Source organism: Phocaeicola abscessus CCUG 55929 (genome assembly GCF_000312445.1).
GTDB classification, from domain to species: Bacteria; Bacteroidota; Bacteroidia; order Bacteroidales; family Bacteroidaceae; genus Phocaeicola; species Phocaeicola abscessus.
This window is the reverse complement of sequence record NZ_HE997182.1, coordinates 254,696-279,419: the sequence shown is the minus strand read 5'-3', so window position 1 is coordinate 279,419 and position 24,724 is coordinate 254,696. Positions and strand designations below refer to the sequence as shown.

Genomic DNA, 24,724 nt, shown 5'->3' with positions numbered 1-24,724 from the left:
TTTTCTGTGTGAAACATCATAACTTCCATGGGCCGCGCATCGGCTGATCGATCAATGCGTTAGCAGCATCATCCCCGATAAACAGTTGAGTCGCCGGGTCGAAACCTAATGCCCGACGACCTAAGCGCAAGGCGACGGTAGCCATATTGACCAGCGTGCAGCTGTGATGTCCGTTTTCTTCATTTAACGCAAACTTCTGACGGGTTTTAATACATTCGAAGAAATCGGTGCGTTGGGGTTCCGGATCGGGGAATTCGGCCAATCTGTTCATGATATCCGGAATCGTACAACGAAAGCCTTTGTATACTTTTCCTTTCGGGCCTTCGATATAAGGGGTATCGCCTTTGCTCTCGAAACCTTCCCCTTCGAGAACGATTTGACATCCGTCGGCGTAAGTATACGTGATCTTATGCCAGATACCCACGGCGTCGGGGTGTTGCTGAGGGGCATCCACTTCGACTTTCACCGGCAGGTCGTTGTCTTTTCCTAACAAGTATTGTATCGGGTCCAGATAGTGTTGCCCCATATCGGTCAGTCCGCCTCCGTCATAATCCCAATACCCGCGGAAAGTTTGATGGGTGCGATGAATGTTATAAGGCTTGTATGGAGCCGGTCCTAACCACATATCGTAATCCAGCTCTTTCGGGACGGGTTGAGGCTGCAAATTCTCTTTGCCTACCCAGTAGAACTTCCAGGCAAATCCTGTTATACCGGAAACGACGATTTTCAACGGCCAGCCTAATAAGCCGCTATTTACCAGTTTCTTTAAAGGTTGAACGGTCGTGCCTAATCCGTAGAACGTATCCTCGAAACGGAACCACGTGTTTAAACGGAAGATGCGTTTATAGCGATTGACAGCTTCGATAACCCGTTTCCCCTCGCCGATGGTGCGCGTCATCGGTTTCTCGCACCAGATATCTTTTCCCGCTTTGGCCGCTTCGATAGACATCAGGGCGTGCCAATGCGGAGGAGTCGCGATATGGACGACATCCACGTCGGGATCTTTGATCAGGTCACGGAAATCATGATAGGTTTGTACCGACTCGTTGAATTTCTTTTTTGCCAAGTCGACAGCTTGCCGCACATGATTCTCGTCTACATCGCACACTGCCACCAAGCGACATTTGCTATCGCTGGAGAAGTGATAAGAACTCTTTCCGATGCCGCCGACACCGATAATGCCTTTTGTTAACTGATCACTGGGGGGGATGTGATTGTTCCCTCCTAACACGCGACGCGGAACAATGGTAAATAGGCCAATTCCTCCGAGCGCTTTGAGAAATGTTCGTCTGTTTGTTGTCATTTTTATAATTATAAAGAGTAAAATGTTTTTCGGTATTATCCGCATCATGTTTTAGCAAAGATAGATAAATTATTCTAAATGCGGAATTAAATGAACCACCCCAATTATTATTTTGTTTTAATTTGCTGTTCCGGTCGATGGAACTTTGTTGAATCGGGAAGAAATAATACGTTTCCGGAACGGTGTCCGCCTTTACGCTCGAGAGCGGAGTCTGATGAATGAGGTAACGAAAGTTCTCTCCACTCAGTTCGTACCGGCCGGTCTTATCTTTCGCTTCCTCGACGGACATGCCCGATCCGTCCGTATTGATGGCGATCGATTCGACATTTGGTGCACATATCGGATTCCGTCTTTCCGATCGTACGTTAGGCGTATCGTCGACACGTACGCGCAGCTCGTTTTTTTGGGGGCCAAACTTTCATTTTTGCATACCCTCGGCTATGCCTTCACCAAGTCGAAATCCAGTTGTTTCTTTTCCAAGTCGGCGCGGCTGACCTTGATTCTTACGGTGTCGCCCAAGCTGTATTTGTGGCGATGCCGGCGTCCGACCAGGCAATAGTTCTTTTCGTCGAACTCGTAATAATCATCGTCCAGACAATGCATCGGGATCATTCCTTCGCATTTGTTTTCGTTGATTTCCACGTATAACCCCCACTCGGTGACGCCCGAAACGGTGCCTTCGTATTCCTGTCCGATGCGCTCGCTCATGTATTCCACTTCTTTGTATTTGATGGAAGCGCGTTCGGCGTTGGCCGCCGTCTGTTCCATGTTGGAACAATGTTCGCAGAACTCTTCGTATTTGTCGGCCTGTACGCTTCGTCCGCCGCCCAGATACCGGGTGAGCAGGCGATGGACCATCATGTCCGGATACCGGCGGATGGGAGAGGTAAAGTGCGTATAATAATCGAAAGCGAGTCCGTAGTGTCCGATGTTGTAAATGGAGTACCGTGCTTTTTGCATGGCTCGCAACGAAACGGTTTCGATCAGGTTCTGTTCTTTTTTGTGTTTTACGTCGCGCAACAGGCGGTTGAGCGATTTCGAGATCTCGCCTCGTTTGCCGGAGGTGCGGATTTTATATCCGAAGCGATTGACAAAGGCGTTCAGCCCTTCCAACTTGTCGGGTTCCGGAACGTCGTGAATACGATACGGGAACACTTTCGTCTTCTTGTCTTTCGGTGCCTTTCCGATGCGCTCGGCAACCGTGCGATTGGCTAAAAGCATAAATTCTTCGATCAGCTGATTCGCTTCTTTCGATTCTTTGAAATATACGCCGACGGGCTTGCCTTTCTCGTCGATTTCGAAGTGCATCTCGATACGATCGAAATCGATCGCGCCGTTTGCCAGCCGGTTCTTACGCAGAATCCGGGCTAACTTGTTCAATTCGAGGAGCTCGTCCTTGTAATCGCCCTCGCCTGTTTCGATAATCTGCTGGGCTTCTTCGTAAGAGAAGCGACGATTGCTCCGAATGACCGTATGAACGATGCGGGAGTTCGATATTTCCGCTTTCCCGTTCATTTGAAAGACGACGGAGAAAGTCAGTTTTTCTTCGTCCGGACGTAAGGAACAGAGCATGTTGCATAAACTTTCCGGCAACATCGGGACGGTGCGGTCGACCAAGTAGACGGACGTGGCGCGCTTGAAAGCTTCTTTATCGATGAGGGTTCCTTCCTTCACGTAATGAGTGACATCGGCGATGTGCACGCCGACTTCCCAGAGCCCCGAAGGTAATCGACGGATGGACAAGGCGTCGTCGAAATCTTTCGCATCTTTCGGGTCGATAGTAAACGTGGGTACGTGGCGGAAGTCTTCCCGTTGGGCACGGTCTTCCTTCGAGATCGTTTTTGGCAGTTTGTCCGCCGCTTTTTCTACGGCTTTGGGATAGACGTAAGGCAAACCGAACTCCGCCAGAATCGCATGCATCTCGGTATTGTTGTCGCCGGCTTTGCCTAAGATATCGACGACCTGCCCGATAGGATTCTTTGCCTCTTGCGGCCATTCGATCACTTTGACGATCGCTTTGTCGCCGGTCTTCCCGCCTTTCAGCTTTTCTTTCGGGATGAAGATATCGTTGGCTAAGGTGCGGTTTTCGGTCAACAGGAACGCATAATGCTTATCCACTTTCAGCGTGCCCACGAAGGTACTATTCGACCGTTTCAAAATCTCGATCACCTCCCCTTCGGGTGCACGATTGCGGCGCCGGGCGAAGAAGCTGATCTTCACCTGATCGTTATTCATGGCATGGGCCGAATTGCGTTCGGCGATCATGACGGGTTCGCTCCCGTCTTCGGGAAGAAAGATGTTTTTGCCATTGCTCTTGCGTTGGAAGGTGCCCGTCAGCACCTGTCCGTGGGTATTTAGCATATATTCGTTGCTCGACGCTTTTTTGAGAAAACCGTTGTCGGCCATTTCTTCGAGTATCTCGAAGCAAAGTCGTTTCAAGGGGTGCGTTGCTAAGTGAAGTTCGCGGTTGATTTGTGTTAAACCGACGACTTTATCCGGTCGGGCGATAAAGAAGTTGTTCAGCTTGTCGGCAAGGTTGTTTTTGGTCATTCGTTTCCCTGCTTTCTTTTCTCTGCTTTTGCTCATGGCGAAGTATTTTATTTTCCGTTTGCAAAGTAAACGAAATTATTAGAATGCCAATTCTTTCTATTGCGTTTTTTCAGCAAAGAGTACGAAAAAACGCTTGCTTAAAATCGAAACGATCTTCTGAAAAGAAAATGAAAAATCTTTGATTTTTATTTTTCTCTACATTATCTTTGCCCCACGATAGCGCATAATTCAATGAACGAGAAGATTCTAATTACAGGTGCAAGCGGATTCGTAGGCAGTTTTTTGATTGAAGAAGGTTTACGTCGGCAAATGTTGACGTGGGCGGGAATACGAAAGACCAGCACTCGGCAGTACTTGCAAGATGAGCGCATCCGATTCGTCGAACTGGATTTCATTCATCTCGACGCATTGACCCGACAACTCTCCGCACATAAGAAAGCGCATGGAGGCTGGGATTATATCGTTCATTGCGCCGGTATTACCAAATGCCGGCGTACGGAAGACTTCGAGAGGGTTAACCATATCGGTACGAAAAACTTTGTCGAGGCGCTGCAGGCATTGGATATGGTACCGAAGAAATTCATTTACATCAGCACCTTGGGCGTGTTTGGGCCGATCCATGAAAAGGATTACCGGCCGATCCGGGAGAACGACGAGCCGCAACCCGATACGGCCTACGGCAGGAGCAAACTGGAATCGGAACATGTTATCGCTTCCCGGAAAGGTTGGCCTTACATCATCTTCCGTCCCACAGGGATATATGGCCCGCGCGAGAAGGATTACTTCCTGATGGTCAAAGCGATTAAAAACCATGTGGACTTCTCGGTCGGTTTCAAGAAACAGTTGATCACCTTCGTATATGTAAAAGACTTGGTGCAGGCGATATACAAGGCCGTCGAAAAGAAAGTCGTTCGCCGGACCTATTGCTTGACGGACGGTCACGTATATACCGGTCGTTCTTTTTCCGATTATCTGCGGAAAGAGTTGGGAAACCCTTGGGTGATTCGCATAAAGAGCCCGCTCTTCGTGCTGAAAGCCATATCGTGGCTGGCGGAATTCGCGGCAAGTTGTTTGGGAAAGGTCAGTACGTTGAATCGGGATAAATACAAGATTATGAAACAACGTAATTGGCAATGCGACATCACCCCCGCTGCGACCGAACTGGGATACACCCCCGAATACCCGTTGGAACGAGGGGTAAAAGAGATTGTTTCGTGGTATAAAGAAGAAGGATGGATCTGAATTTGTTCAAAAGGTTAGAGGTGAAAGGATTCTTCGCTGTGGAGAGCATTAGCTTGATATACAATGCCCTTACTGCTATGTTGATCCTCTTGCTGTTCAACCGGCTCGACCACCCCTTTCGGATGTTGATCGAACGGGCGGGCATCGCCGCCGTCACGTTGGGTTTTGTCTTCCTTTACCGAAAAGTTCCCTGTAAACTGACCGCCTTTCTCCGCGTCGCTTTTCAGATGTCGTTATTGGCTTATTGGTATCCGGATACGTACGAGTTCAACCGGCTCTTTCCCAATATGGACTGTTATTTCGCTTCCACCGAACAATTCCTCTTCCGTTGCCAGCCTTCTGTCGAGTTTTCCCGATACTTCCCTTCCATGTGGTTCAGCGAACCTTTTAATTTGGGGTATGTCAGTTACTATCCGATGATTGCGGTGGTGACGGTTTATTATTTTCTATATCGTTTTCAGTGGTTTGAAAAGATTTCTTTCGTCTTGGTCACGTCTTTTTTCATATATTACTTCATCTATATCTTGATTCCCGTAGCCGGGCCTCAATTTTATTTTCCAGCCATCGGGATGGATAAAGTGAACGTGGGAGTTTTTCCGGCCATAGGCGATTACTTTAATAACAACTCCATCCTCTTACCGGGGCCAGGCTTTGATCACGGCTTTTTTTACAATTTGGTCGAGGCTTCGCAGGAGGTGGGCGAGCGCCCTACCGCCGCTTTCCCGAGTTCGCATGTCGGCATATCGACCATTGTCATGATCATGGCTTTCAGGGCCAAGCGGAGTTTGGGATATTTCCTGCTTCCTTTTTACGTACTGCTCTGTTGTGCAACCGTATATATTCAGGCGCATTATTTCATCGATGTCGTGGCGGGATGGGTGACGGCCGTGATCATTTATAAGATCACCACCGTCATGTATAAAAAGTGGTTTATTTCCGCTGCTTTTATGATGGATTAATAATTAATTGTATTTTTCATGTAACATTTCTACCTGTTTGCGAGTTTAATAAACAGGAACAAAAAAATAATCGAGATGAAAAGAACCAATCATTTATTCCAAACCGTCCTTTTTCTTACAACCATGACAATCTTCAACAGTTGTATCTATGCAGGAGGTATCAGACCGAACTTGAATTATGTGACGAAGACCGTACGAGTCGGTTCGTTCAGCGCCGTTTCGTTGAGAGGCAATTGTGACGTGATCTTCACGCCTTCTTCCGACAAGCAGCAGTTGGAACTGTATGCCAGCGATAATGTGATCGACTATTTGGAGGTCTATGTCAAAGGCGAGACTTTGATTGTCGGCGTCAAGAAAGGTGTCAATATCTTGCGCAGAAACAAAGATAAGATGGAGTTGCACGTATCTGCTCCGATGATAGGCAATGCTTCGGTAACCGGCTCGGGAACCATCCGCTTTACTCGCGATTTCGCCCTTGCCGGCCCGTTGACGTTTGAGGTGACCGGCAGCGGCGATATCTTCACCGAAGCGGTTACGTGCAAGGACTTCCGGCTGCATGTAACCGGCAGCGGTGACATCACGGTCAAAGAAGCTAAGTGTGAAGAACTTCGGTTGGGCGTGACCGGCAGTGGCGATATCACGCTCTCTGCGATCGAGGCCAACGTGGTTAAAGCGAAAGTGACTGGCAGCGGCGATATCGAACTGGCGGGAAACGCGGCGGAAGCGCAATACGGTGTAACCGGCTCGGGGGATATCAATGCCAAGAACTTGCGGGTGAAAGTGGTAATGGCCGAGGTGAGTGGCAGCGGTGACATCGACTGCTACGCCGTAGACCATCTGACAACTCATTGGAGCGGCAGCGGCGATATTAGTTACAGGGGAAATCCGCAAATCACCACTTCCCACAAGCAGCGCGGCTTGCATAAGATCGGAGATTGAAATATTTCTTCTCGGCAAAGTGTTTGCTGGCGTTTTCAATTCGTTTTCAGGTGTAGGCAGCATGTCTGCCGGCGGGGGCAAGAGGGCGGAACGAAATGTCGTATCCGGCTAAAAACGGAGTTTCATACCTACGAGGAAGTTCAGCTTTTCCTGCGGATAACCGATCATATCGTACGCTTTGTTCATCAAATTGTGAATGCGGGCGAAAGCGGCTACATGCTTTAAGAATTCATAATCGGCACCGACGTGCAAATCGTTCACGTCATTCAAGAAATCGCCGCAACGCTTCACATAGTAAAAGCCCCCGCCGACAGTCAATCCTTTATAAACCTTCCCTTTGGCATCGATATCGAAAATGAACTTGGATTTGCCGGCATAGACATGCTCGTCTTCGTAGCCGGTTATTCCCTCGATGTTCCAGTCGAAATAAGAGGCATTCATTTCCACCTCGAACCAATCTTTGTACCCGTATTTCCATGCTGCACCCACGTAAGGAACTTTGGCCTTATCCTGTAAAAAGACGATGCCGTAGTAGGAACGGTTGATCAGTTCGGGAATGGCGAACGTTTCGTGAGCGCGAATACGGTACCCGCCGTAAATGTTGAACCAAAGTCCGTTCAGGGGAGCGGCACGGAGTCCTACTGTCGCATCGAGCCGCGTGTAAGTAGGCTGTAACCACGTTTTCAATACCCAGTAAGGAGAAACTCCATCTAATTTCCGGTATTCGTTCAACTGACGTCCGCCATCGGCATGGGCATAGAGTATGAAACTGTCGGAAAAGATGTATTCGGCTTTCACATTCGGTGCGGCGTCGACTCCTTCCTTTTCTCCGGGAAACCAGTCTACATGCGCTCCCAATCTCAATCTCCAGACATCGTCGGTCAGCGTATAGTAAGGATTCAGCGATACGGAGGTGTAATTGTGCATGATGCTGTTCGAATAGCGCAGATGATCCACGTCGAATGCGATGCCGATCTGTTGCTTTTCAGCCGATTCCGCCCAGACATCTCCCGTGGCATGTATTTTCTTTTCGGCGGTATCGTCGTTTTCGGAAGGGGACCGGCCGTTTTCGTTTTCATGCGATATTTCCAAGGGATTATGCTTCTGTGCGAAATATTGAAATCCTGTTTGAAGCCTGAATTGGAAAGGAAGTTCTTTATCGCGCGAGGCCACGTCCACAAAGAAATCGCCCGCCGTGTGCCGTTGCCGGTACCGATTATCCCAACTTAGCGCATCCGTCGGCTTTACGCCCATATAGGTAAACGTCTGCGAGGTATAGTTCCCGCCTGCGTTTAGGCTCACAGGGGCGAATAGATGATTGTACAGGGCTTTGACATCGGTCGTGTAATGTCTCGCTCCCCAATGGCCGTTGCGTCCGAACCCCTTGTTGGGGATGTTCCCGTTCATGCCGTCCAATGCGAAGTCGACTTTTAATCGGTCTGCGTTAGTCATATCCCAGAGATATCCCGTCCCGAGGCATACGTTCCCATAGTTTCCGTATCCTGCTTTCAAATAGCCTCTTTTGGCGGTCTCCGTCTTCTTCCGACTCTCTATAGGAACCATCGGTTCGCGATCCCATGCAGCAATTTTCCTCCAAGCCGTGGCGTACTCCGCCTCTTTCTTGGCGAGAGTCGGCTCCTCCACTATAGGGAGCACGTTGATCTTCGAAGCGTCCATGACGGTGGGATTGTATTCGTTCTCGACCACGATCGTCCGATGCAATGCCGAATCTTTCTGCGCATACAGCGTAATCCACGGCGATAATCCGATCAATGCTATCATCAGTTTCTTCATTTTCATCTGGTTTTATTTATTTTCCAACTTATTCAATCTGCTTGCGATCATCTCGGCAATATCATCGTTTGCCCGGTAATTCTGTTGCAAAGACAGGAGGTATTGCTTGGCATCCAGTTCCCTGCCCGATTTCATATAGATATCCGAGAGCAGGATGAAACTTCTCGCCAGCCAATAAGCATGCGGCGTACTGACGTGGATATAGTCGAGGATTTCTTGCTCGGCGGAGTCCGCATGGCCGGCATCGAAATAAGCCTGAGCCAGCCGATATTTCGCTTCTGCACCATAGACATTCCTCGTATCTGTGCCCAGCGTTTTCCAGTCGGCGACGGCGCCTTCCGTATTTCCGGCATCTGAATAGGCCTTTGCCCGATCGAAACGGGCTTCGTTAGCCAATTCGGGCGATAATTTCGGTTGGTTCAACAGATCGCCTGCCGCAGCGATCGTCTCTTTCGCATCATGCAATGCAGCGGCGCAACGCAGTGCACCTAACAGGGCGTCCTGCCGGCGTTCCGGAGCTGTCGCCCTCTCTTTCAACCGGTTGTAAATCGATAAGGCTTTTTCATAATCTTTCTCGTCGGACGCTATTTCGGCGTTCATGACCATGGCCTCTTCCGAGAACTTGTTATCCGGATAGGCCAAAACCTTATCCAAATGCAAGGAAGCGCTGTCGTACCGCTTTTGATTGTAATCGATCAGTCCGATATAATAGTTTGCATTCAGACAGAATGCTCCTTCGGGAAACGATTGGAGATAACGGGTAAAACTTTCTTTGGCTTCCGTCGTATCGCCTTTCATGTATACCCGCTCCGCTGCGACGAAGGTAAGAGAATCCCGTTCGTTCGTGTCGAAGTTCACGCCGCCGGGAATAGCGGCGGCGAAATCCGCATATTCGTCCACCTTATTCATGTCTGTATAGATGGATTTCAAATCGCGTTGAGCCAATCGGGCTTCTTCGCTGCCGGGATATTGGCGGATTACTTTCTGATAAGCCCGGATGGCTTGTGGATAGTTGTCGTCCTGATAATAAAGCAATCCGATCTCGTTGGATGCTTTCCGCGCCATACGGCTGCCCGGGAATTTATCGACCAGCAACTGATATCGTTCAATCGCACGGGCATTATCTTCCAATTGAACAAACGCTCGCCCCTGTTCGTAAAGGGCTTCGTCCGCATATCGGCTTTCCGGGTAATCCTTCAACAAGCTGTTCAACGTCTGTATTTTCCGGGTGTAATCCCGTTGCAAGCCTTGCACGAATGCTTCCTGATATAGCGAATAATCTCCCAGAGCGGGATCGATGTCGCGGGCGCGATTATAATGCTGACGGGCCACGTCAAACCGGCGCTCGTAGAAGTTACAGTCGCCTATCCGGTTATGCGCGTCGGCCCGCATCGATTTTTCGGCCGTTGCGCCGTCGGCGACAAACCGGTTGAACCACGCCAACGCCTCGGCATAGTTTTTCTGCTTGAAGCAGGTGTATCCTAAGTTATACAAAGCCAATCCGTACTCCGCGCTGTGCTTATCGGTTGCTAACGAGAGGTATTGCCGAAAATCATCGTTCGCCTGCGCATAGCGTTCCAACCGATAGTGCGATTCTCCTCTCCAATAATAGGCATCCGCCTTTGTCTTTTCCTGATACCGACCGATGGTCAACGACCGGTCGAAGTAATCGATCGCTCCCTTAAAGTCGGAATTGGCGAAAGATTGCGTCCCCCTTCGGAACAACAATTTTTGCTTGGCTTCCATCATCCGCTCTCCCGGATGTTCGATCTTCTCTATCGATCGTAAAGCCGCATCGTAGCTTCGGGTGTTCATATATACCTCTATCAGGTAATCCTGAACCTTTCCGATATAGGGCGAATTCGGAAATTCGTTCAGGAAACGCTCGAAGACCGTTACGGATTCCGCAAACGGAGAGTAAGCTGTTTCATGAACGCATAGCGCATAATTGTATAAAGCCTGTTCTTTCACCTCCTTATCGTAATCTTTTGTCGAGGCTTGCTCGAACGCCATACGGGCCTGATTGCGCTCTTTCAGATTCAGATAAGCCAATCCTCTGTTCAGATAAGCATGTTGTGTCAAGGCATCGTCCGTCGAAGCGACTTCCCCCAACACGGCGGCGGCTTTTGAATAGGCGCCGTTCTGATAGTAACTCATACCCAAATCGTATAATGCTTTCCGCTGCGGCCGACCGACGGCCGAGCAGTACTGTTCCAACGGGGCCACGGCTTGCTGATATCGGTTCTGCCCGAAATGCGCCTCTCCGAGAATGCGTTTCATCTCTGCCTCGTCTTTTTCTCCGGCAAAACGCTGCAAATAATCCTCCGCCGTTGCTTGAGCCTGTCGGTAATCTCCCTTCTCCAACAGCGTTTCGCCTATATAGTATGGGACCAATGCCTCGTAAGCTTTATTGTTCTGTAAAGAACGGAAACTTTCCAAAGCTTTATCGTACTGCTTTTCGCGATAAGCGATATAAGCCAGGTTATACGCCGCCTCGTCCCGATACTGTCTGCCGATATCCTGCAGCAGGGTATACCATACCTTGGCATCCTGCATACGGCCGTCTTTCAGATAAGCATGGGCCAGCTGCAGGATAGCTTTTTCCCGCCGGTCGTCCGCCAAGTGTTCGATATCGCAGCTTTTCAGCTGTGCGATCGCTTCTCCGTATCGCCCGGCCTGATAATAGGTAGACCCGATATAAGCCCGCACTTCGTTGGTATGGCGGGAATCGGGGTACTGTTCCAAGTAATCTTCCCATGCTGCGACCGAATTCCGTACGCCTAACCGATATTCTTTTTCCAACTGCCTGAAAGCAGTCTCTCCGCCCGTATCCCGCTGAGCGGAAACAGGTGCGAAAAGGCATGCCGACAGCATGATTCCTATAATCTTTTTCCTCATATCTCCATATTATTTAAGATGTTCTGCCATAAAACGCTTTATCCCTTTTCGAACGGATTCCAACCCGAATGCTTCCGGATGGATCTGATTCAAAGGCATCCAAAAGGCGTCGGCTACGTCGTCTTTCGCTTCCAGGCGGACGGCTTGCCTCACTTTGCAAAGGAAGAATAGGTCCAGCGTATGAACCAGAAACCCGGAATACAAATAGGTATTGGGAAGAGAAAACAGGTAGACGGCCTGTGCTACTTGTAGTCCCGTTTCCTCCATGATTTCGCGGGCGACTCCTTCTTCGCCCGTCTCGTACATGTCGATGAAACCGCCGGAGAGATCCAGGGTGCCTTTTGCCGGTTCCTTTCCGCGGCGACAGACCAGCAGCTCTCCTCTTTCGTTTTGGATGAAGGCGACGGTCGCAGCGCTGGGATTGAAATAATAGGTGAAGCCGCAATCGGCACATCGCTTCGATTTCGCATTGTGTTCCTCGAACAGGGAAGAACCGCACTTGGGACAATGGCTGAATAAGTCCAATGGATGCATGATTCGTCTTTTTAGGATGTAAAGATAGTGCAAATAGGAGATGGAAACAAATTTAAGCCGGTTTATTCAGCTTTGTTACGAACTCTCCGAATACGGGAAGAAAAAACGAAGACGCTTTCTCAGTCTTTCTTCCCGAAATAACGGCGCAGCAAGGTGTTCAACCCCACGAAGAACAAGAGGCAAACGGAGGTCATCGCCCAGAGCGTCGGATTAGATGGGATCGCGTCTACCGAAGGCGCAAGCTGCTTGAAGGAATGGTGGAAAAATTCCTCGAAGAACGGGGTGCAAGTCAAGACCAGCGCCGCGATTCCTCCTGCCGAAACCAGGAAGAGCAAGGCGGCCTCGAGAAGGTGGATCCGTTTCGTCTCCGACGATTTCTTTTCCTGGATACGTCGCATGGTCAAGTACGACAGGTTGGTCGGACATTTCAGCGCGTTCCCCGATTCCAGCTTCCGCCGCAGCGCCTCTCGCAATGCCAGGTCGCGGCTTCGCATGCCCGCTGTCTGTTCGTCGGCGTGTCGCATCGTTTTATCCATTTTCATTTCTATCTTGTTTTATCATGACATAAAGTTTCTTTCGTATCCTGCAGAGTCGTGTAGATAACATATTCACCGCCTGATCGATTTCGTTTTCGGATTTTCCCAGGATGTAGGCAATTTCTTTGAACGAGCGGTTTTCATAATAAAAAAGCATGACGAGCGTTCGGTCTTCCGGCAGCAATCGGTCGATCGCCTTTTCCAATAAGGCGATTCGGTCGTCGTCGTCGGCCGGCGACAGTACCTCGTCCGCCATATTGTCCGAAATGCTGTTCAACAGTTTGTCGTCTTCATCGTAACGGAATAGATCTTTCCGCTTTTTCCTCAGCGAAGAAATGGCGCAATTGTAAGCGATCCGGTATATCCACGTCGAGAACGACGACTGCCCGTTGAAGGAGTCCAAATGAGCGAAGGCTTTGACGAATGCATCCTGGGTGATTTCCTCGGCGTCTTCCTGCTGCATCACGATTCTGGCCACGATAGCGAAGACTTCTCGGCCGTACGTATCGAGGAAATAGCCGTAATCCTCCGTATGTCCGCAGAGGATACGGCTAATCAGTTGCATCTCGTCCGTCTTCATCGAAATCAGATCTCTTTCCGCGTGCCTTTAATCTCCTCGTTTCGTTCTATTAGATAAGAGATAACTAAAGCCATACCGCCGAAAAGGCAGACGCTCGAAGTATACACTACGCTCTTGGCTTCGTAGGTACCCGGCTCGTAGTAGTAATTCAGGTAAAAACCGATCAGCAGGCCCAGACCGATGCCCCACAGGATACACCCCCATCGCAAAGAAGCATTTCTTCGCATTCGGAGCTGGAGGCGGCCGAATAATCCCAAATAAGGGGTTATCACGCCTTTGGCGTCTTCCGAAGAGATCTCCGCCATTTTGCTGATCAACATCTTACGTTCTCCGCGTCGAGCGAAGAGTTCGAATACGGCATAAATGGCGCCGAAAATAATCAGCAAGCATAAAGGTTGTTCTATCCAATCCATCATTCTATCATTTAAAGGTTTTATTTCTACATGATTTGACGTATCGCATTCAAAAATAGTACAAAAAAGCACATTTTTTTTTGCAGAAAAAAATTTTCTGAGGCAGCGGAGATTTCGGAAAAGCCGTGTTACCTTCGGCCGTAAGACTTCGGTGGAGGATTTTTTTTCGGATTTCGCAGATTGCCTGCGAAATTTATTATTTTTGTATCGCTGAATCCATAAATTCTACGAATATGAAAAGAAAAACGGTCGATACCAAAGACATAAAACTGCCGCAACGGCTGCAATCGTTAGACGCCCTTCGAGGCTTCGATATGTTTTTTATTATGGGAGGAGCCGCGCTGCTGGCTACCTTGGTTCATTTCTTCCCCACGCCTTTTTTCGAAGGGCTTGCCCGACAGATGGAGCATGCCTCATGGAACGGACTGCGTCATCACGATACGATCTTCCCGTTATTCCTGTTCATCGCCGGCATCTCTTTTCCTTTTTCCTATGCCAAGCAACGAGCGCAGGGGAAAACGGGCGGCGAGATTTATCGCAAGATCATCCAAAGGGGCCTCGTGTTGGTTCTCTTAGGCGTCGTATACAACGGTTTCCTGACCACGCTCGATTTTGTGAATCAGCGTTATGCCAGTGTTTTAGCCCGTATCGGGCTGGCATGGATGTTCGCCGCCTTGATCTTCATCCGTACGAAGACCGTCGTCCGGATTTGGCTGACGGGCGGCATTCTGATCGGCTATTGGGGCTTGTGCATGATCGGTGCGCCGGATGCGGCCGGGGCCGACCCTTTCTCGCACGACGGCTGTTTGGCGGGTTACATCGATCGTCTGCTGCTGCCGGGTAGGCTCTACGAAGGGAATTTCGATCCGGAAGGCCTGCTCAGCCTCATTCCGGCTATCGCCACGGCTTTGATGGGCATGCTGACCGGAGAATGGGTAAAGAGAAACGACGTGAGCGAGGGTCGGAAAGTGCTTTACATGGTGGCGGCCGGGGCGGTATTGCTCGTGGTCGGGCTGCTTTGGAGCCATGTTTTCCCGATCAATAAGAAATTGTGGACAAGCACTTTCGTCTGCGTGGTGGGCGCGTATTCCGTCCTGATGTTCGCCCTGTTTTACTTCCTGATCGACGTTTGCAACCTGCGCAAGTGGTCTTTCCCGCTGGTGGTGATCGGGATGAACTCCATCACCATCTACTTGGCCCAAGCCTTTATCCATTTCGGTTATACCTCCGAGAAGGTGTTCGGCGGCTTCGTAAAATTATTCCCTCAAACTTGTCAACCTACCTTGAAAGAGTTGTTTTACACGCTTGTCTGCTGGTTGTTCCTGTACTTTCTCTACAGGAAGCGTATCTTCCTTAAAGTATGAAAGACGGCGGCAACCATGTACTTTTTTTCTTCTTTTCGCAGGAAGAATGAAAAAAAACGCTATATTTGCTTACAAAATGAAAATGATTTATCATGGAGAAGATTGATAATTTAGATCGGAAAATCTTAGAGATCATTACGCTCAATGCGCGTATTCCGTTTAAAGATGTAGCGGCTGAGTGCGGCGTTTCGCGCGCCGCAATCCATCAACGCGTTCAACGGCTGATCGACTTGGGCGTTATCGTAGGTTCCGGATACGTCGTAAATCCTAAGAGCTTGGGGTACCGCACCTGCACCTATGTCGGCATAAAATTGGAAAAAGGCTCTATGTACCGAGAAGCTGTGAAACAACTGATGAAAATTCCGGAAATAGTAGAATGTCATTTCACGACGGGGCCCTACACCATCTTGACGAAACTATACTCTCGCGACAACGAACATTTGATGGATTTATTGAATTCGAAGATCCAGGAGATACCGGGCGTTACCGCTACCGAGACGTTGATTTCGCTGGAACAGAGCATTAAACGGGAAATACCTATTAACTATATCCAAGAGCCGGATGGAAACGCTAAGTAATTTCCATTTCGACGGATTGATCATCGGAGTCTGTACCTTTCTCATCATCGGCCTCTTCCACCCGATCGTGATCAAAGCCGAATATTATTTCGGCGTGTGTTGCTGGTGGTTTTTCCTCTTCCTGGGGCTTGCGGGGATCGTTACCTGCCTGTTTGTCGAGAGCATCGCTTTATCTTCCTTGTTAGGCGTCTTCGCCTTCTCTTCTTTTTGGAGTATCAAAGAAGTCTTCGACCAGCGGGAACGGGTACGAAAAGGCTGGTTCCCGATGAACCCCAAGCGCCGGAAGGAATACGGGCAGTAAGAGGGCGGGAAGCCATGAAAAGCGCAAAGGCGAATCTGTGAAAACATTCGCCTTTGCGCTTTCGGTTTTGTAAGGCGTAGCTGTGCGTGGGAAATTTCATAGGCATGAAACCAATATTTCGTAGGCATAAAAATTTGTTAACGTACTTATGTTAACATTTTTTTATAAGCATGAAACGGAGCTGCCTTTGCTACGGAAACCGAATTCCGTGCCGAGGGGCGCATGCCGGAACCGTTTTAATCCGGATGGTATTCTTGCAGAGGCAACTTCCCCTGCAAGGCACCCAGCGCGTTGAAAGCCAAGGCGCCCATCTCGTCCTCGCCCGGCATTACGACTACCGGAGCCAAGTAATGAATGCGTTTTTTCAGCATTTCCACGCAGTATTCGCTGTGTGCGATTCCGCCTGTCAGGATGATGGCATCCGCTTCGCCGTACAGGGTGATGTACATGGCGCCGATTTGCTTGGCTACCGTGTAGATCATCGCGTTCAACACCGAGCGGTAGGGTTCCTCCCCTTGGCTTGCGCGATCCGTAATGGTGGGAATGTCGTTCGTTCCCAGATGGGCGATGAGGCCGCCTTTTCCGTTGAGGAGCTTTTTTATTTGCGTCAAGGCGTATTTCCCGCTGTAACAAAGTTCCGCGAACTGATCGGCGGGAAGCGTGCCCGCTCGCTCGGGCGAAAACGGCCCCTCGCCGTTGAGGGCATTGTTCACGTCGATCACTTTTCCGTGGTGGTGTGCACTTACGGAGATCCCCCCTCCCAAGTGAGCGACGATCAGGTTCAGGCTCTCATAAGGCCTTGATAGGGAGGCTGCATATTTTCGGGATATCGCCTTGCTGTTCAACGCGTGGAAGATGGAAATGCGGCGGATTTCGGGCAACCCCGTCAGACGGGACTCTGGCTGAAATTCATCCACCACCTCCGGATCGGCGATGAAGGCGGGACAACCGCACATCTTCGCCAAGTCGTCGGCAATCAAGCCGCCCAAGTTGCACACATGCTGCAGCCAGGCATGGATCAGATCGTGCTTTATGCGTTCCGTAACCGGATAAACGCCGCTCTGCGTGGGTTTTAACAACCCTCCTCGCCCGATGACGGCGTCGAACTTGAGCGGAATGTCCGACTCTTCTAATTCCCGTAAAATGAAATCTTTTCGGTATTCGTATTGATCGATCACACTCTTAAATCGGTCCAGTTCTTTGGCCGGGTGATGAGTACCCGCCGCCCATACCGACTTTTCATCTTCGTACAGGGCGATCTTGGTGGAGGTCGATCCCGGATTGATGACAAATATCTTCATACCATCTTGCTTAACTATCTCCTATTTTACAAGCTAACGCCAAACTGTGATACTTGGACAAACCGCTATCGGCACGGGAGGTGACGACCACGGGCACGGCGGTGCCCCTCAAAACGGCCGCCATCCTGGAACCTGCAAAAAGGGTCAGGGTCTTGTAAAAGACATTGCTCGATTCGATGTTCGGGAAGATCAATACGTCGGCCTGCCCTTCGATGGGAGAATGAATATGTTTGTCATGGCAACTCGAGATATCGCAAGCCGACTTCACATCCATCGGACCGTCCACGATCGCATCGCCGTAAACGCCTTCGGAGGCACGCTGCTTCAACGCCACGTAATCCAGCGTATGCGGGAACTTCGCATGCTCTTTCTCGGTAAAATGAATCAGGGCTACCCGTGGCGTTGCTATGCCGCACCGATGGCATGCGTCTATATCGTACCGAAGCATGGCGTCGAATTGTTTCAGGTTCGGACGGGGGATGACCGCCGCATCGGAGAAAAATAACAATTTGGGATAAGAAGGAATCTCGGCGACAGCCACATGCGACAAGATCCCCCCTTCAACAAGCAAGCCGTATTCCTTATTCAATACGGCTCGAAGCAATATGTCCGTATTGATCAAACCTTTCATCAATACGTCGGCCTGCCCTTCGTGAACCAACATCACGCCTTTCCGGGCGGCCTCCTCCAGGGAATCGACTTCGAACAGTTGAACGTGAGCAGGGGACAGGCTACGCAACGCTTCGCCATGAGCACGATGCGATCTCTCGACAATCAACAGGAAATCGGTTAATTCTTCTTTCAAACAGCGCTCCACGATATAATAGGAATGTTCATCGTTCGGGCAAATCAACGCGATTCTTTTCCGAACCTTTCGGATTTCTTCTACGAGTTGGCTAAAATTTTTCATCCATCCGTGATCATTAGATTTTTGACAAATATGAAAAATAAATCTGAATTTATACCTATCTTTGCGTAGTTTAAATGAAAAATTTAACTTATGAAAACAGTCCGACAATTTGATATTTCCATTGCTTATGACCAAATGCACCGACATTTCAACCCTCGCCGGCGAACGCCGATCATCGGTCTGACGGGAAATTATCATGACAATGAATGCGGACTTGCAGAAGGATATTACACATCCGTTCTGAAGGCCGGAGGTACGCCGCTCATCATTCCTCCCTTCGAAGACGACGATGCGTTGGTCGATACGCTGAATTCGATCGACGGGCTCATCCTTACGGGCGGAGACGACCTCAATCCCCTTTTCATGGGCGAAGAACCGATAAAAGAATTACACAGTATCAACCCCCGGCGGGATCGGCAGGAATTGCTGCTGACCCGGCTGGCCGCCGATCGGCAGATCCCGATCCTGGGGATCTGCCGAGGCGTTCAAATTCTTAACTTCGCCATGGGGGGGACGTTATATCAGGACATCTATTCCCAACGAGACGGGACATCTATCAAGCACGGGCAGGAGTTGGACCGTGCTTCCGCCTCGCACACGGTCGATATCGAACGGAACAGTCTGCTGTTTCGTATCATGGGCACGGAGCGGCTCCCCGTCAACTCTTTTCATCATCAGGCGATAAACCGTATAGCTCCGGGGTTCCGAGCGACGGCGACAGCTCCCGACGGCATCGTCGAGGCGATCGAATCCGCCGAATGCAAGGCCATGCTCGGCGTGCAATGGCATCCGGAATGTTTCGTCTTGACCGGCGACGAAGCGATGCTGCCCCTCTTCCGCTGGCTGATTGAGGAAGCTTCCGTCTTCAAAGAGGCGAAACGGCTGCACCGAAGGATCCTCACCGTGGATTCCCATTGCGACACCCCCATGTGCTTCGACCGGCACGTAGACTTCGGGAGCAGGGATAAAAAGATTCTCGTCGACCTCCATAAAATGTCCGAAGGAATGCTCGACGCGGTCGTCATGGTGGCTTACCTGGAACAGTTGGGCCTGGACGACGAAGAATTGCAGGCGGCGACGGCAAAGGCCGATCGCATCCTCGACGAGATCGAAGCGATGGTAGAAAAGAATAAAACTTCCGTGGACGTTGCCTATACGCCCGCAGACGTCCGCAGGTTGAAAGATGCCGGGAAGAAAGCTGTCTTCGTAGGCATAGAAAACGGATATGCCATCGGGAAGGACATCCGGAACGTGGCACGCTTCCGCAAGCGCGGAGTGATTTATATGACGCTCTGCCATAACGGAAACAACCTCATCTGCGGCTCGGCGAAATATAACGACGAGGAGGTGGGCGTGACGGCTTTCGGAGAACGGACGATCCGCGAGATGAACCGGGTCGGCATGATGATCGATATTTCCCATGCAGGGCGCCATACGTTCTACGATGCGCTGGATATCAGCGAAAAACCGATTCTCGCCTCCCATTCTTCCGCCCGCGCGCTGTGCGACCATCCGCGAGATTTGGACGACGATCAGCTAAGGGCGTTAGCGAGGAAAGGCGGCGTCGCCCAAGTGACGCTGTACAACGGCTTCCTTCGTACCGAAGGGCAAGCCACCGTCATGGACGCCATTCATCATTTGAATCACATGGTCAGCGTGATGGGTATTGAACACGTAGGCGTAGGAACCGACTTCGACGGCGACGGCGGTATCGTCGGCTGCGCCTGTGCCTCCGAACTCCTCAACTTTACCAAGATGCTGCTGAAAGAGCGTTACGCCGAAAACGATATCCGGTTGATATGGGGCGAAAACTTTCTGCGTGTCATGAAAGAAGTACAAGGAAAGTGATTAACTTTGCATCGATCAAATTCAAGCGATTATGAGAATGACCAAATATCTGTTCTTATCGGCGGTCGCCTTCTTGCTCGTCGCCATTGTCTCGTGTGCCAACAGCCATAAGGTTCGGCAAACCGAAGAAGGTACCAAAGAGGAAATTCCCGTCCCGACTTTTAATGCCGACAGCGCCTTCGTCTTCGTCAAAGCGCAAACCGACTTCGGCCCCCGCGTGCCGAATACCGAAGCTCATAAGGCTTGCGCAGCCTACCTCGCCGCACAGTTGGAGAAATACGGCGCCAAGGTCATCGTCCAGCAAGCCGACCTCGTTGCATGGAACGGAACGATATTGAAAGCCCGAAATATCATCGGAAGCTATCTCCCGGAAAAGAAAAAGCGGATCCTGCTCTGTGCCCACTGGGACAGTCGCCCTTATGCCGACAACGATCCCGACGAACGGAATCATCGCACCCCCATCGTCGGAGCGAACGACGGAGCCAGCGGCACGGGCATCCTGCTCGAAATCGCCCGTCAGATACGCATGAAGCAACCTGCTTTGGGAATCGACATCATTTTCTTCGATGCGGAAGATTACGGAACCCCGCAATTCGAAAAAGATAACAAGGAGGATACATGGTGCCTGGGGGCGCAGTACTGGGCAAGGCGTCCGCATGTGGCCGATTACAAAGCCCGCTTCGGAATCTTGTTGGATATGGTCGGCGGGAAGAGGGCGACGTTCTACTACGAAGGCTTTTCGAAAGAAACCGCATCGACCCCGATGAAGCGTATCTGGAAAGAAGCGGAGAGAGCCGGCTACGGCAACTATTTCGTCAAACGCAACGGAGGCTATGTCACCGACGATCATTACTACGTTTACCGATTCGCCCGCATCCCCTGCGTGAACATCATTCATTACGAACCCGACAACCGCCAGTCGTCGTTCGGCTCTACATGGCATACTTTAGAAGACGACATGAGCCACATCGACGTAAATACCTTGAAAGCCGTGGGACAGACGGTGATGAACGTTATTTATAAGGAACAGTGAGCATGAAGACGATTGACGAACTGCAGGAGGAGGTGATCGAGGAGTTCGACGGTTTCGAGGACTGGATGGATAAGTACCAGTTGCTTATCGACATGGGTAACGGACAGCAACCCCTCGACCCGAAATACAAGACGGCGCAGAATCTGATCGACGGATGTCAAAGCAGGGTCTGGCTGCAGGCCGACTTGGTGGACGGAAAGGTTCTCTTTAAAGCGGAAAGCGATGCGCTGATCGTCAAAGGAATCGTCGCGCTGCTTATCCGAGTGCTCTCCGGTCACACTCCCAACGCAATACTGAATGCGGATTTGTACTTTATCGACCGGATTGGCTTAAGCGAACATCTCTCTCCCACCCGCAGCAACGGCCTGCTTGCCATGGTGAAACAAATGCGGAGGTATGCCCTGGCTTTCGAAGCGAAATTGGCGGAAGAGAATGCCTGATGCCGTTTCGGGGCCTTTGCTGCGCCAGCCGAAGCGTTCTGCTTATGTCTTTCTGAATTTGTTGCCGTTTCCCACCGGTTTATTCGTTGGAATTGTTAAAATCCGCCATATTTCAACTCCTTCCGTCGGCTACGGGAATAGCTTTAATCAGTACCTTTTCTTCGGTTGATAGCGTGGTGGCGAAGAGATAGATGTCGCCTCCTTCTTTAAGTTTCAGCTTCCTTCGCAAGTCGACTACCGACGTGGGGAAGTTACGGATGGTTACGTTCGCCCGATCCGTATCTTTCAAGAAATGCTTCAGTGCTTTCTTCCCGAAGTCGGAGACCGCTTCTACCTCGAATTTCCTTCCGGGGAAATCGGGCACATGGGCAGAAGAGGTATAAAGATGACTGTTAGCATGCAATTTTCGGACGGCATAGCGCTGCGCAAGCAACTTGTAAGCGCCGCCTTTCATCAGGGCGGCATTCGGTTCGTAAAGGTAACGGCTCATCGCTCGGGCATAAGGGCAGTTCGCAGCCTGTTCCTCCTGTTCGGTAAACGCTAAAGACTGAATTCCTTCTTTTGTCAGATTCACGCAACGGATCGGAATCTGCGCATATGCAAAGCGAACGCCTTTTTCGAGGACGAGCAGCAATTCCTTGCATTCGTTGTTCACGGCAACGATGTGGATGGCACTGATATGTTTCAACGCTTTCATGGCCAAGGAAATATCGAACATCGGGGAAAGTTTCACGAGGGTTGTCTTCGCTTTCTTCGTCAGAAGCGGTTCTAACGTCGAAATATTCGGTTCGCAATCGTTCATGGCGACTACCTTGCCGCCGCGTCTGTCCCGTCTTGAAGGATCGAGGTAGAGGACATCGACCGGTGGCATCTGGTAAAGATAATCTACTCCATCGGATGCTACCGCCGTGATTTTATCGGTCAAGCCTAACGTTTTGAAGTTATGTTCGGCCAGTTCGACGAGATGTGTTTGCCGTTCGACGTAAGTCGCCTGACGGAACCGACGTGCCATGAACGAGAAATCGACTCCGAAGCCTCCGGTCAGATCCACCAACGTATTTCCTTTAAGCAACGAAGCTTTGTACCTGGCCGTCTGCTCCGAAGAACATTGTTCCATCGAGAGATGCGGCGGATACAGTATGCCATCCGTTTGATACCAAGAAGGGAGTTTGATCTTGGCGGTCTGTCGTCCTTCTATTTGAGTAAGGACGGTCGGCATGTCGACATCGGGATACTTGTCGCTCTGAAGCGCAAGAGCATGTACGTCATCGTGTACATGTTCCTTTACAAATCGCAATGTCTCGATCGTGTTCATCTTTGGTTCCGTAGACGGTAATGGGGTAATAACTCAGCTTTTGCTGGCGCGTTTCCGTTCTGTCTCGTCCAAAATGATCTTGCGTATTCTCATGCTCTTGGGAGTCACTTCAAGATATTCGTCCGCTTTGATGTATTCGAGCGCCTCTTCCAACGAGAATATGACCGGAGGGATGATGTGAGCCTTGTCATCGGCGCCGGAGGCACGCATATTCGTCAGTTTCTTCGATTTAGTCACATTCACCACCAGATCGTTGTCGTGTACGTGTTCGCCTACGACCTCTCCGGCATACACTTCATCCTGGGGATTGACGAAAAATCGGCCTCGGTCCTGCAATTTGTCCAATGCATAAGCGAATACCGTCCCACTTTCCATTGCGATCATCGAACCGTTGACGCGTCGCACCATATCACCTTTGTAAGGCTGGTACGCTTTGAAGCGATGAGCCATGATCGCCTCGCCTTGTGAGGCGGTCAACACATTGGTGCGTAAACCGATAATACCGCGCGAGGGCATGTCGAACTCGATGTTTACCCGGTCGCCTTGTGTCTCCATGGAAGTCATTTCGCCTTTCCGGCGAGTGACCATATCGATCATCTTGCTCGCATACTCTTCCGGGACACTGATCGTCAACTCTTCTACCGGTTCACATTTCATACCGCCAATCTCTTTGATGATTACTTGCGGCTGACCTACCTGCAACTCGTATCCTTCCCGACGCATCGTCTCTATCAATACCGAGAGATGCAGCACGCCGCGACCGGAAACAATCCATTTACCATCCTCGTTTTCCGCTTTCTTTACCCGAAGCGCCAAGTTCTTATCCAATTCGCGCATCAAACGATCCTGAATATGGCGGGAAGTAACGTACTTACCTTCCCGGCCAAAAAAGGGAGAATCGTTGATCGTAAAGGTCATGCTCATGGTTGGCTCGTCGATCGCAATAGGCGGCAAGGCTTCCGGATTTTCACTGTCGCAGACCGTGTCACCGATCTCAAAGTTCTCTACGCCTATGATCGCACAAATATCGCCCGAGGAGACCTTTTCGACTTTTTTCCTACCCATTCCTTCAAACGTATCGAGTTCTTTGATTTTCTCTTTGAGGAATGTTCCGTCGCGTTTGGCCAATGTGATGTCCATTCCTTGGCACAGCGTACCGCGATGAACTCTGCCCACGGCAATCCGTCCCGTGTAGGATGAATAATCCAGTGACGTGATCAGCATCTGCGGAGTTCCTTCCAGTTGTTTGGGAGCCGGAATATATTTGACGATCGCATCGAGCAGCACATGGATGTTTTCCGTCGGAGTCTTCCAATCGGTACTCATCCAATTGTTCTTTGCAGAGCCATAGAATACGGGGAAATCCAATTGTTCCTCCGTCGCATTCAGGTTGCACATCAAGTCGAACACCATTTCGTATACTTCTTCCGGCCGGCAGTGAGGTTTATCCACCTTGTTGACGACTACGATCGGTTTCAATCCTATGTTCAACGCCTTCTGGAGCACGAAACGTGTTTGCGGCATGGGGCCTTCGAACGCATCGACCAACAGGATGCAACCGTCCGCCATATTCAATACGCGTTCTACCTCTCCGCCGAAGTCGGAGTGTCCCGGCGTATCGATGATGTTAATTTTCACTCCATTGTAGCGAATAGAAATATTTTTTGAAAGAATCGTGATCCCTCGCTCCCGCTCCAGGTCGTTGCTGTCTAAAATCTGGTTGCTGTTGTTTTCCCCTTCCCGGAACAAATGTCCCGCCAGCATCATCTTGTCCACCAGCGTTGTCTTACCATGATCAACGTGAGCAATGATGGCAATGTTTCTAATATCCTGCATATACAACTGATTTGGCTGCAAAGGTATGCTTTTTTAATCGAAAAGCGTTC

21 protein-coding genes are annotated in these 24,724 nt (G+C 50.2%); 9 read left to right on the top strand and 12 right to left on the bottom strand.

All coding sequences use genetic code 11. The annotated features are described in order from the left end of the window. Positions 1-16 precede the first annotated feature (16 nt). On the bottom strand, positions 17-1,303 hold the full coding sequence (locus BN102_RS01250) for a Gfo/Idh/MocA family oxidoreductase (protein ID WP_035456691.1): 1,287 nt from the start codon (positions 1,301-1,303) through the stop codon (positions 17-19). Positions 1,304-1,741: 438 nt separating this feature from the next. Beyond that, the gene (gene rnr, locus BN102_RS01245; protein ID WP_019207233.1) at positions 1,742-3,889 is read right to left on the bottom strand and encodes a ribonuclease R; all 2,148 of its coding nucleotides are present in this window, start codon (positions 3,887-3,889) and stop codon (positions 1,742-1,744) included. 195 nt (positions 3,890-4,084) lie between these two features. On the opposite strand from rnr, the gene BN102_RS01240 reads away from it, so the two are divergent. From BN102_RS01240 to BN102_RS01230, 3 genes are all read left to right on the top strand, one after another. Continuing rightward, a complete protein-coding gene (locus BN102_RS01240) occupies positions 4,085-5,095 on the top strand; it encodes an NAD-dependent epimerase/dehydratase family protein (RefSeq protein ID WP_019207232.1) in 1,011 nt (336 codons plus the stop codon). Beyond that, positions 5,086-6,054, top strand: a complete 969-nt coding sequence (locus tag BN102_RS01235) for a phosphatase PAP2 family protein (protein WP_019207231.1) — start codon at positions 5,086-5,088, stop codon at positions 6,052-6,054. Before BN102_RS01240 ends, BN102_RS01235 begins: the two co-directional genes overlap by 10 nt. A gap of 75 nt (positions 6,055-6,129) precedes the next feature. After that, the gene (locus BN102_RS01230; RefSeq protein ID WP_019207230.1) at positions 6,130-6,993 is read left to right on the top strand and encodes a head GIN domain-containing protein; all 864 of its coding nucleotides are present in this window, start codon (positions 6,130-6,132) and stop codon (positions 6,991-6,993) included. A gap of 108 nt (positions 6,994-7,101) precedes the next feature. Here BN102_RS01230 and BN102_RS01225 read toward each other — a convergent pair whose 3' ends face one another. The 6 genes from BN102_RS01225 to BN102_RS01200 all read right to left on the bottom strand — a co-directional run bounded on the left by BN102_RS01225 (position 7,102) and on the right by BN102_RS01200 (position 13,751). Continuing rightward, positions 7,102-8,793 (bottom strand): TonB-dependent receptor, encoded by a 1,692-nt coding sequence (locus tag BN102_RS01225; RefSeq protein ID WP_019207229.1) that lies wholly within the window; start codon positions 8,791-8,793, stop codon positions 7,102-7,104. Positions 8,794-8,799: 6 nt separating this feature from the next. Further along, entirely contained in the window at positions 8,800-11,685 is a 2,886-nt protein-coding gene (locus tag BN102_RS01220) for a tetratricopeptide repeat protein (protein WP_019207228.1), read from the bottom strand. A gap of 9 nt (positions 11,686-11,694) precedes the next feature. After that, positions 11,695-12,219 (bottom strand): NUDIX hydrolase, encoded by a 525-nt coding sequence (locus BN102_RS01215; protein WP_019207227.1) that lies wholly within the window; start codon positions 12,217-12,219, stop codon positions 11,695-11,697. Positions 12,220-12,338: 119 nt separating this feature from the next. Next, complete coding sequence (locus tag BN102_RS01210) at positions 12,339-12,761, bottom strand: hypothetical protein (RefSeq protein ID WP_019207226.1); 423 nt, start codon at positions 12,759-12,761, stop codon at positions 12,339-12,341. Then, positions 12,748-13,335: an RNA polymerase sigma factor gene (locus BN102_RS01205; RefSeq protein ID WP_019207225.1), complete on the bottom strand. Its 588-nt coding sequence runs from the start codon at positions 13,333-13,335 to the stop codon at positions 12,748-12,750. The genes BN102_RS01210 and BN102_RS01205 overlap by 14 nt, the downstream gene beginning before the upstream one ends. A 5-nt stretch (positions 13,336-13,340) precedes the next feature. Continuing rightward, positions 13,341-13,751 carry a DUF6249 domain-containing protein gene (locus BN102_RS01200; RefSeq protein WP_019207224.1) on the bottom strand — a complete coding sequence of 137 codons (411 nt, stop codon included), beginning with the start codon at positions 13,749-13,751 and terminating at the stop codon, positions 13,341-13,343. Positions 13,752-13,981: 230 nt separating this feature from the next. On the opposite strand from BN102_RS01200, the gene BN102_RS01195 reads away from it, so the two are divergent. The 3 genes from BN102_RS01195 to BN102_RS01185 all read left to right on the top strand — a co-directional run bounded on the left by BN102_RS01195 (position 13,982) and on the right by BN102_RS01185 (position 15,991). After that, positions 13,982-15,112 carry an acyltransferase family protein gene (locus tag BN102_RS01195; RefSeq protein ID WP_019207223.1) on the top strand — a complete coding sequence of 377 codons (1,131 nt, stop codon included), beginning with the start codon at positions 13,982-13,984 and terminating at the stop codon, positions 15,110-15,112. 92 nt (positions 15,113-15,204) lie between these two features. Beyond that, positions 15,205-15,690 (top strand): Lrp/AsnC family transcriptional regulator, encoded by a 486-nt coding sequence (locus BN102_RS01190; RefSeq protein WP_019207222.1) that lies wholly within the window; start codon positions 15,205-15,207, stop codon positions 15,688-15,690. After that, a complete protein-coding gene (locus tag BN102_RS01185; protein WP_019207221.1) occupies positions 15,674-15,991 on the top strand; it encodes a DUF4491 family protein in 318 nt (105 codons plus the stop codon). The genes BN102_RS01190 and BN102_RS01185 overlap by 17 nt, the downstream gene beginning before the upstream one ends. Positions 15,992-16,227: 236 nt before the next feature. Here the strand turns inward: BN102_RS01185 and buk are convergent, their stop codons facing one another. Continuing rightward, positions 16,228-17,292, bottom strand: a complete 1,065-nt coding sequence (buk, locus tag BN102_RS01180) for a butyrate kinase (RefSeq protein WP_019207220.1) — start codon at positions 17,290-17,292, stop codon at positions 16,228-16,230. Positions 17,293-17,302: 10 nt separating this feature from the next. Beyond that, positions 17,303-18,202, bottom strand: a complete 900-nt coding sequence (locus BN102_RS01175) for a phosphate acyltransferase (RefSeq protein ID WP_019207219.1) — start codon at positions 18,200-18,202, stop codon at positions 17,303-17,305. Between the two features lie 90 nt (positions 18,203-18,292). Here BN102_RS01175 and BN102_RS01170 point away from each other — a divergent pair, with 90 nt between their 5' ends. Genes BN102_RS01170 through BN102_RS01160 form a run of 3 tightly spaced genes read left to right on the top strand, consistent with a single transcriptional unit; the run spans position 18,293 to position 21,523 of the window. Beyond that, on the top strand, positions 18,293-20,050 hold the full coding sequence (locus BN102_RS01170; RefSeq protein ID WP_019207218.1) for a gamma-glutamyl-gamma-aminobutyrate hydrolase family protein: 1,758 nt from the start codon (positions 18,293-18,295) through the stop codon (positions 20,048-20,050). A 31-nt stretch (positions 20,051-20,081) separates the two neighbouring features. Beyond that, on the top strand, positions 20,082-21,083 hold the full coding sequence (locus BN102_RS01165) for a M28 family peptidase (protein ID WP_036786896.1): 1,002 nt from the start codon (positions 20,082-20,084) through the stop codon (positions 21,081-21,083). Positions 21,084-21,085: 2 nt separating this feature from the next. Then, a complete protein-coding gene (locus tag BN102_RS01160; RefSeq protein WP_019207216.1) occupies positions 21,086-21,523 on the top strand; it encodes a SufE family protein in 438 nt (145 codons plus the stop codon). A 112-nt stretch (positions 21,524-21,635) separates the two neighbouring features. Here the strand turns inward: BN102_RS01160 and BN102_RS01155 are convergent, their stop codons facing one another. Continuing rightward, complete coding sequence (locus tag BN102_RS01155) at positions 21,636-22,838, bottom strand: THUMP-like domain-containing protein (protein ID WP_019207215.1); 1,203 nt, start codon at positions 22,836-22,838, stop codon at positions 21,636-21,638. Positions 22,839-22,871: 33 nt separating this feature from the next. Beyond that, complete coding sequence (typA, locus tag BN102_RS01150; RefSeq protein WP_019207214.1) at positions 22,872-24,674, bottom strand: translational GTPase TypA; 1,803 nt, start codon at positions 24,672-24,674, stop codon at positions 22,872-22,874. Positions 24,675-24,724: the final 50 nt, after the last annotated feature.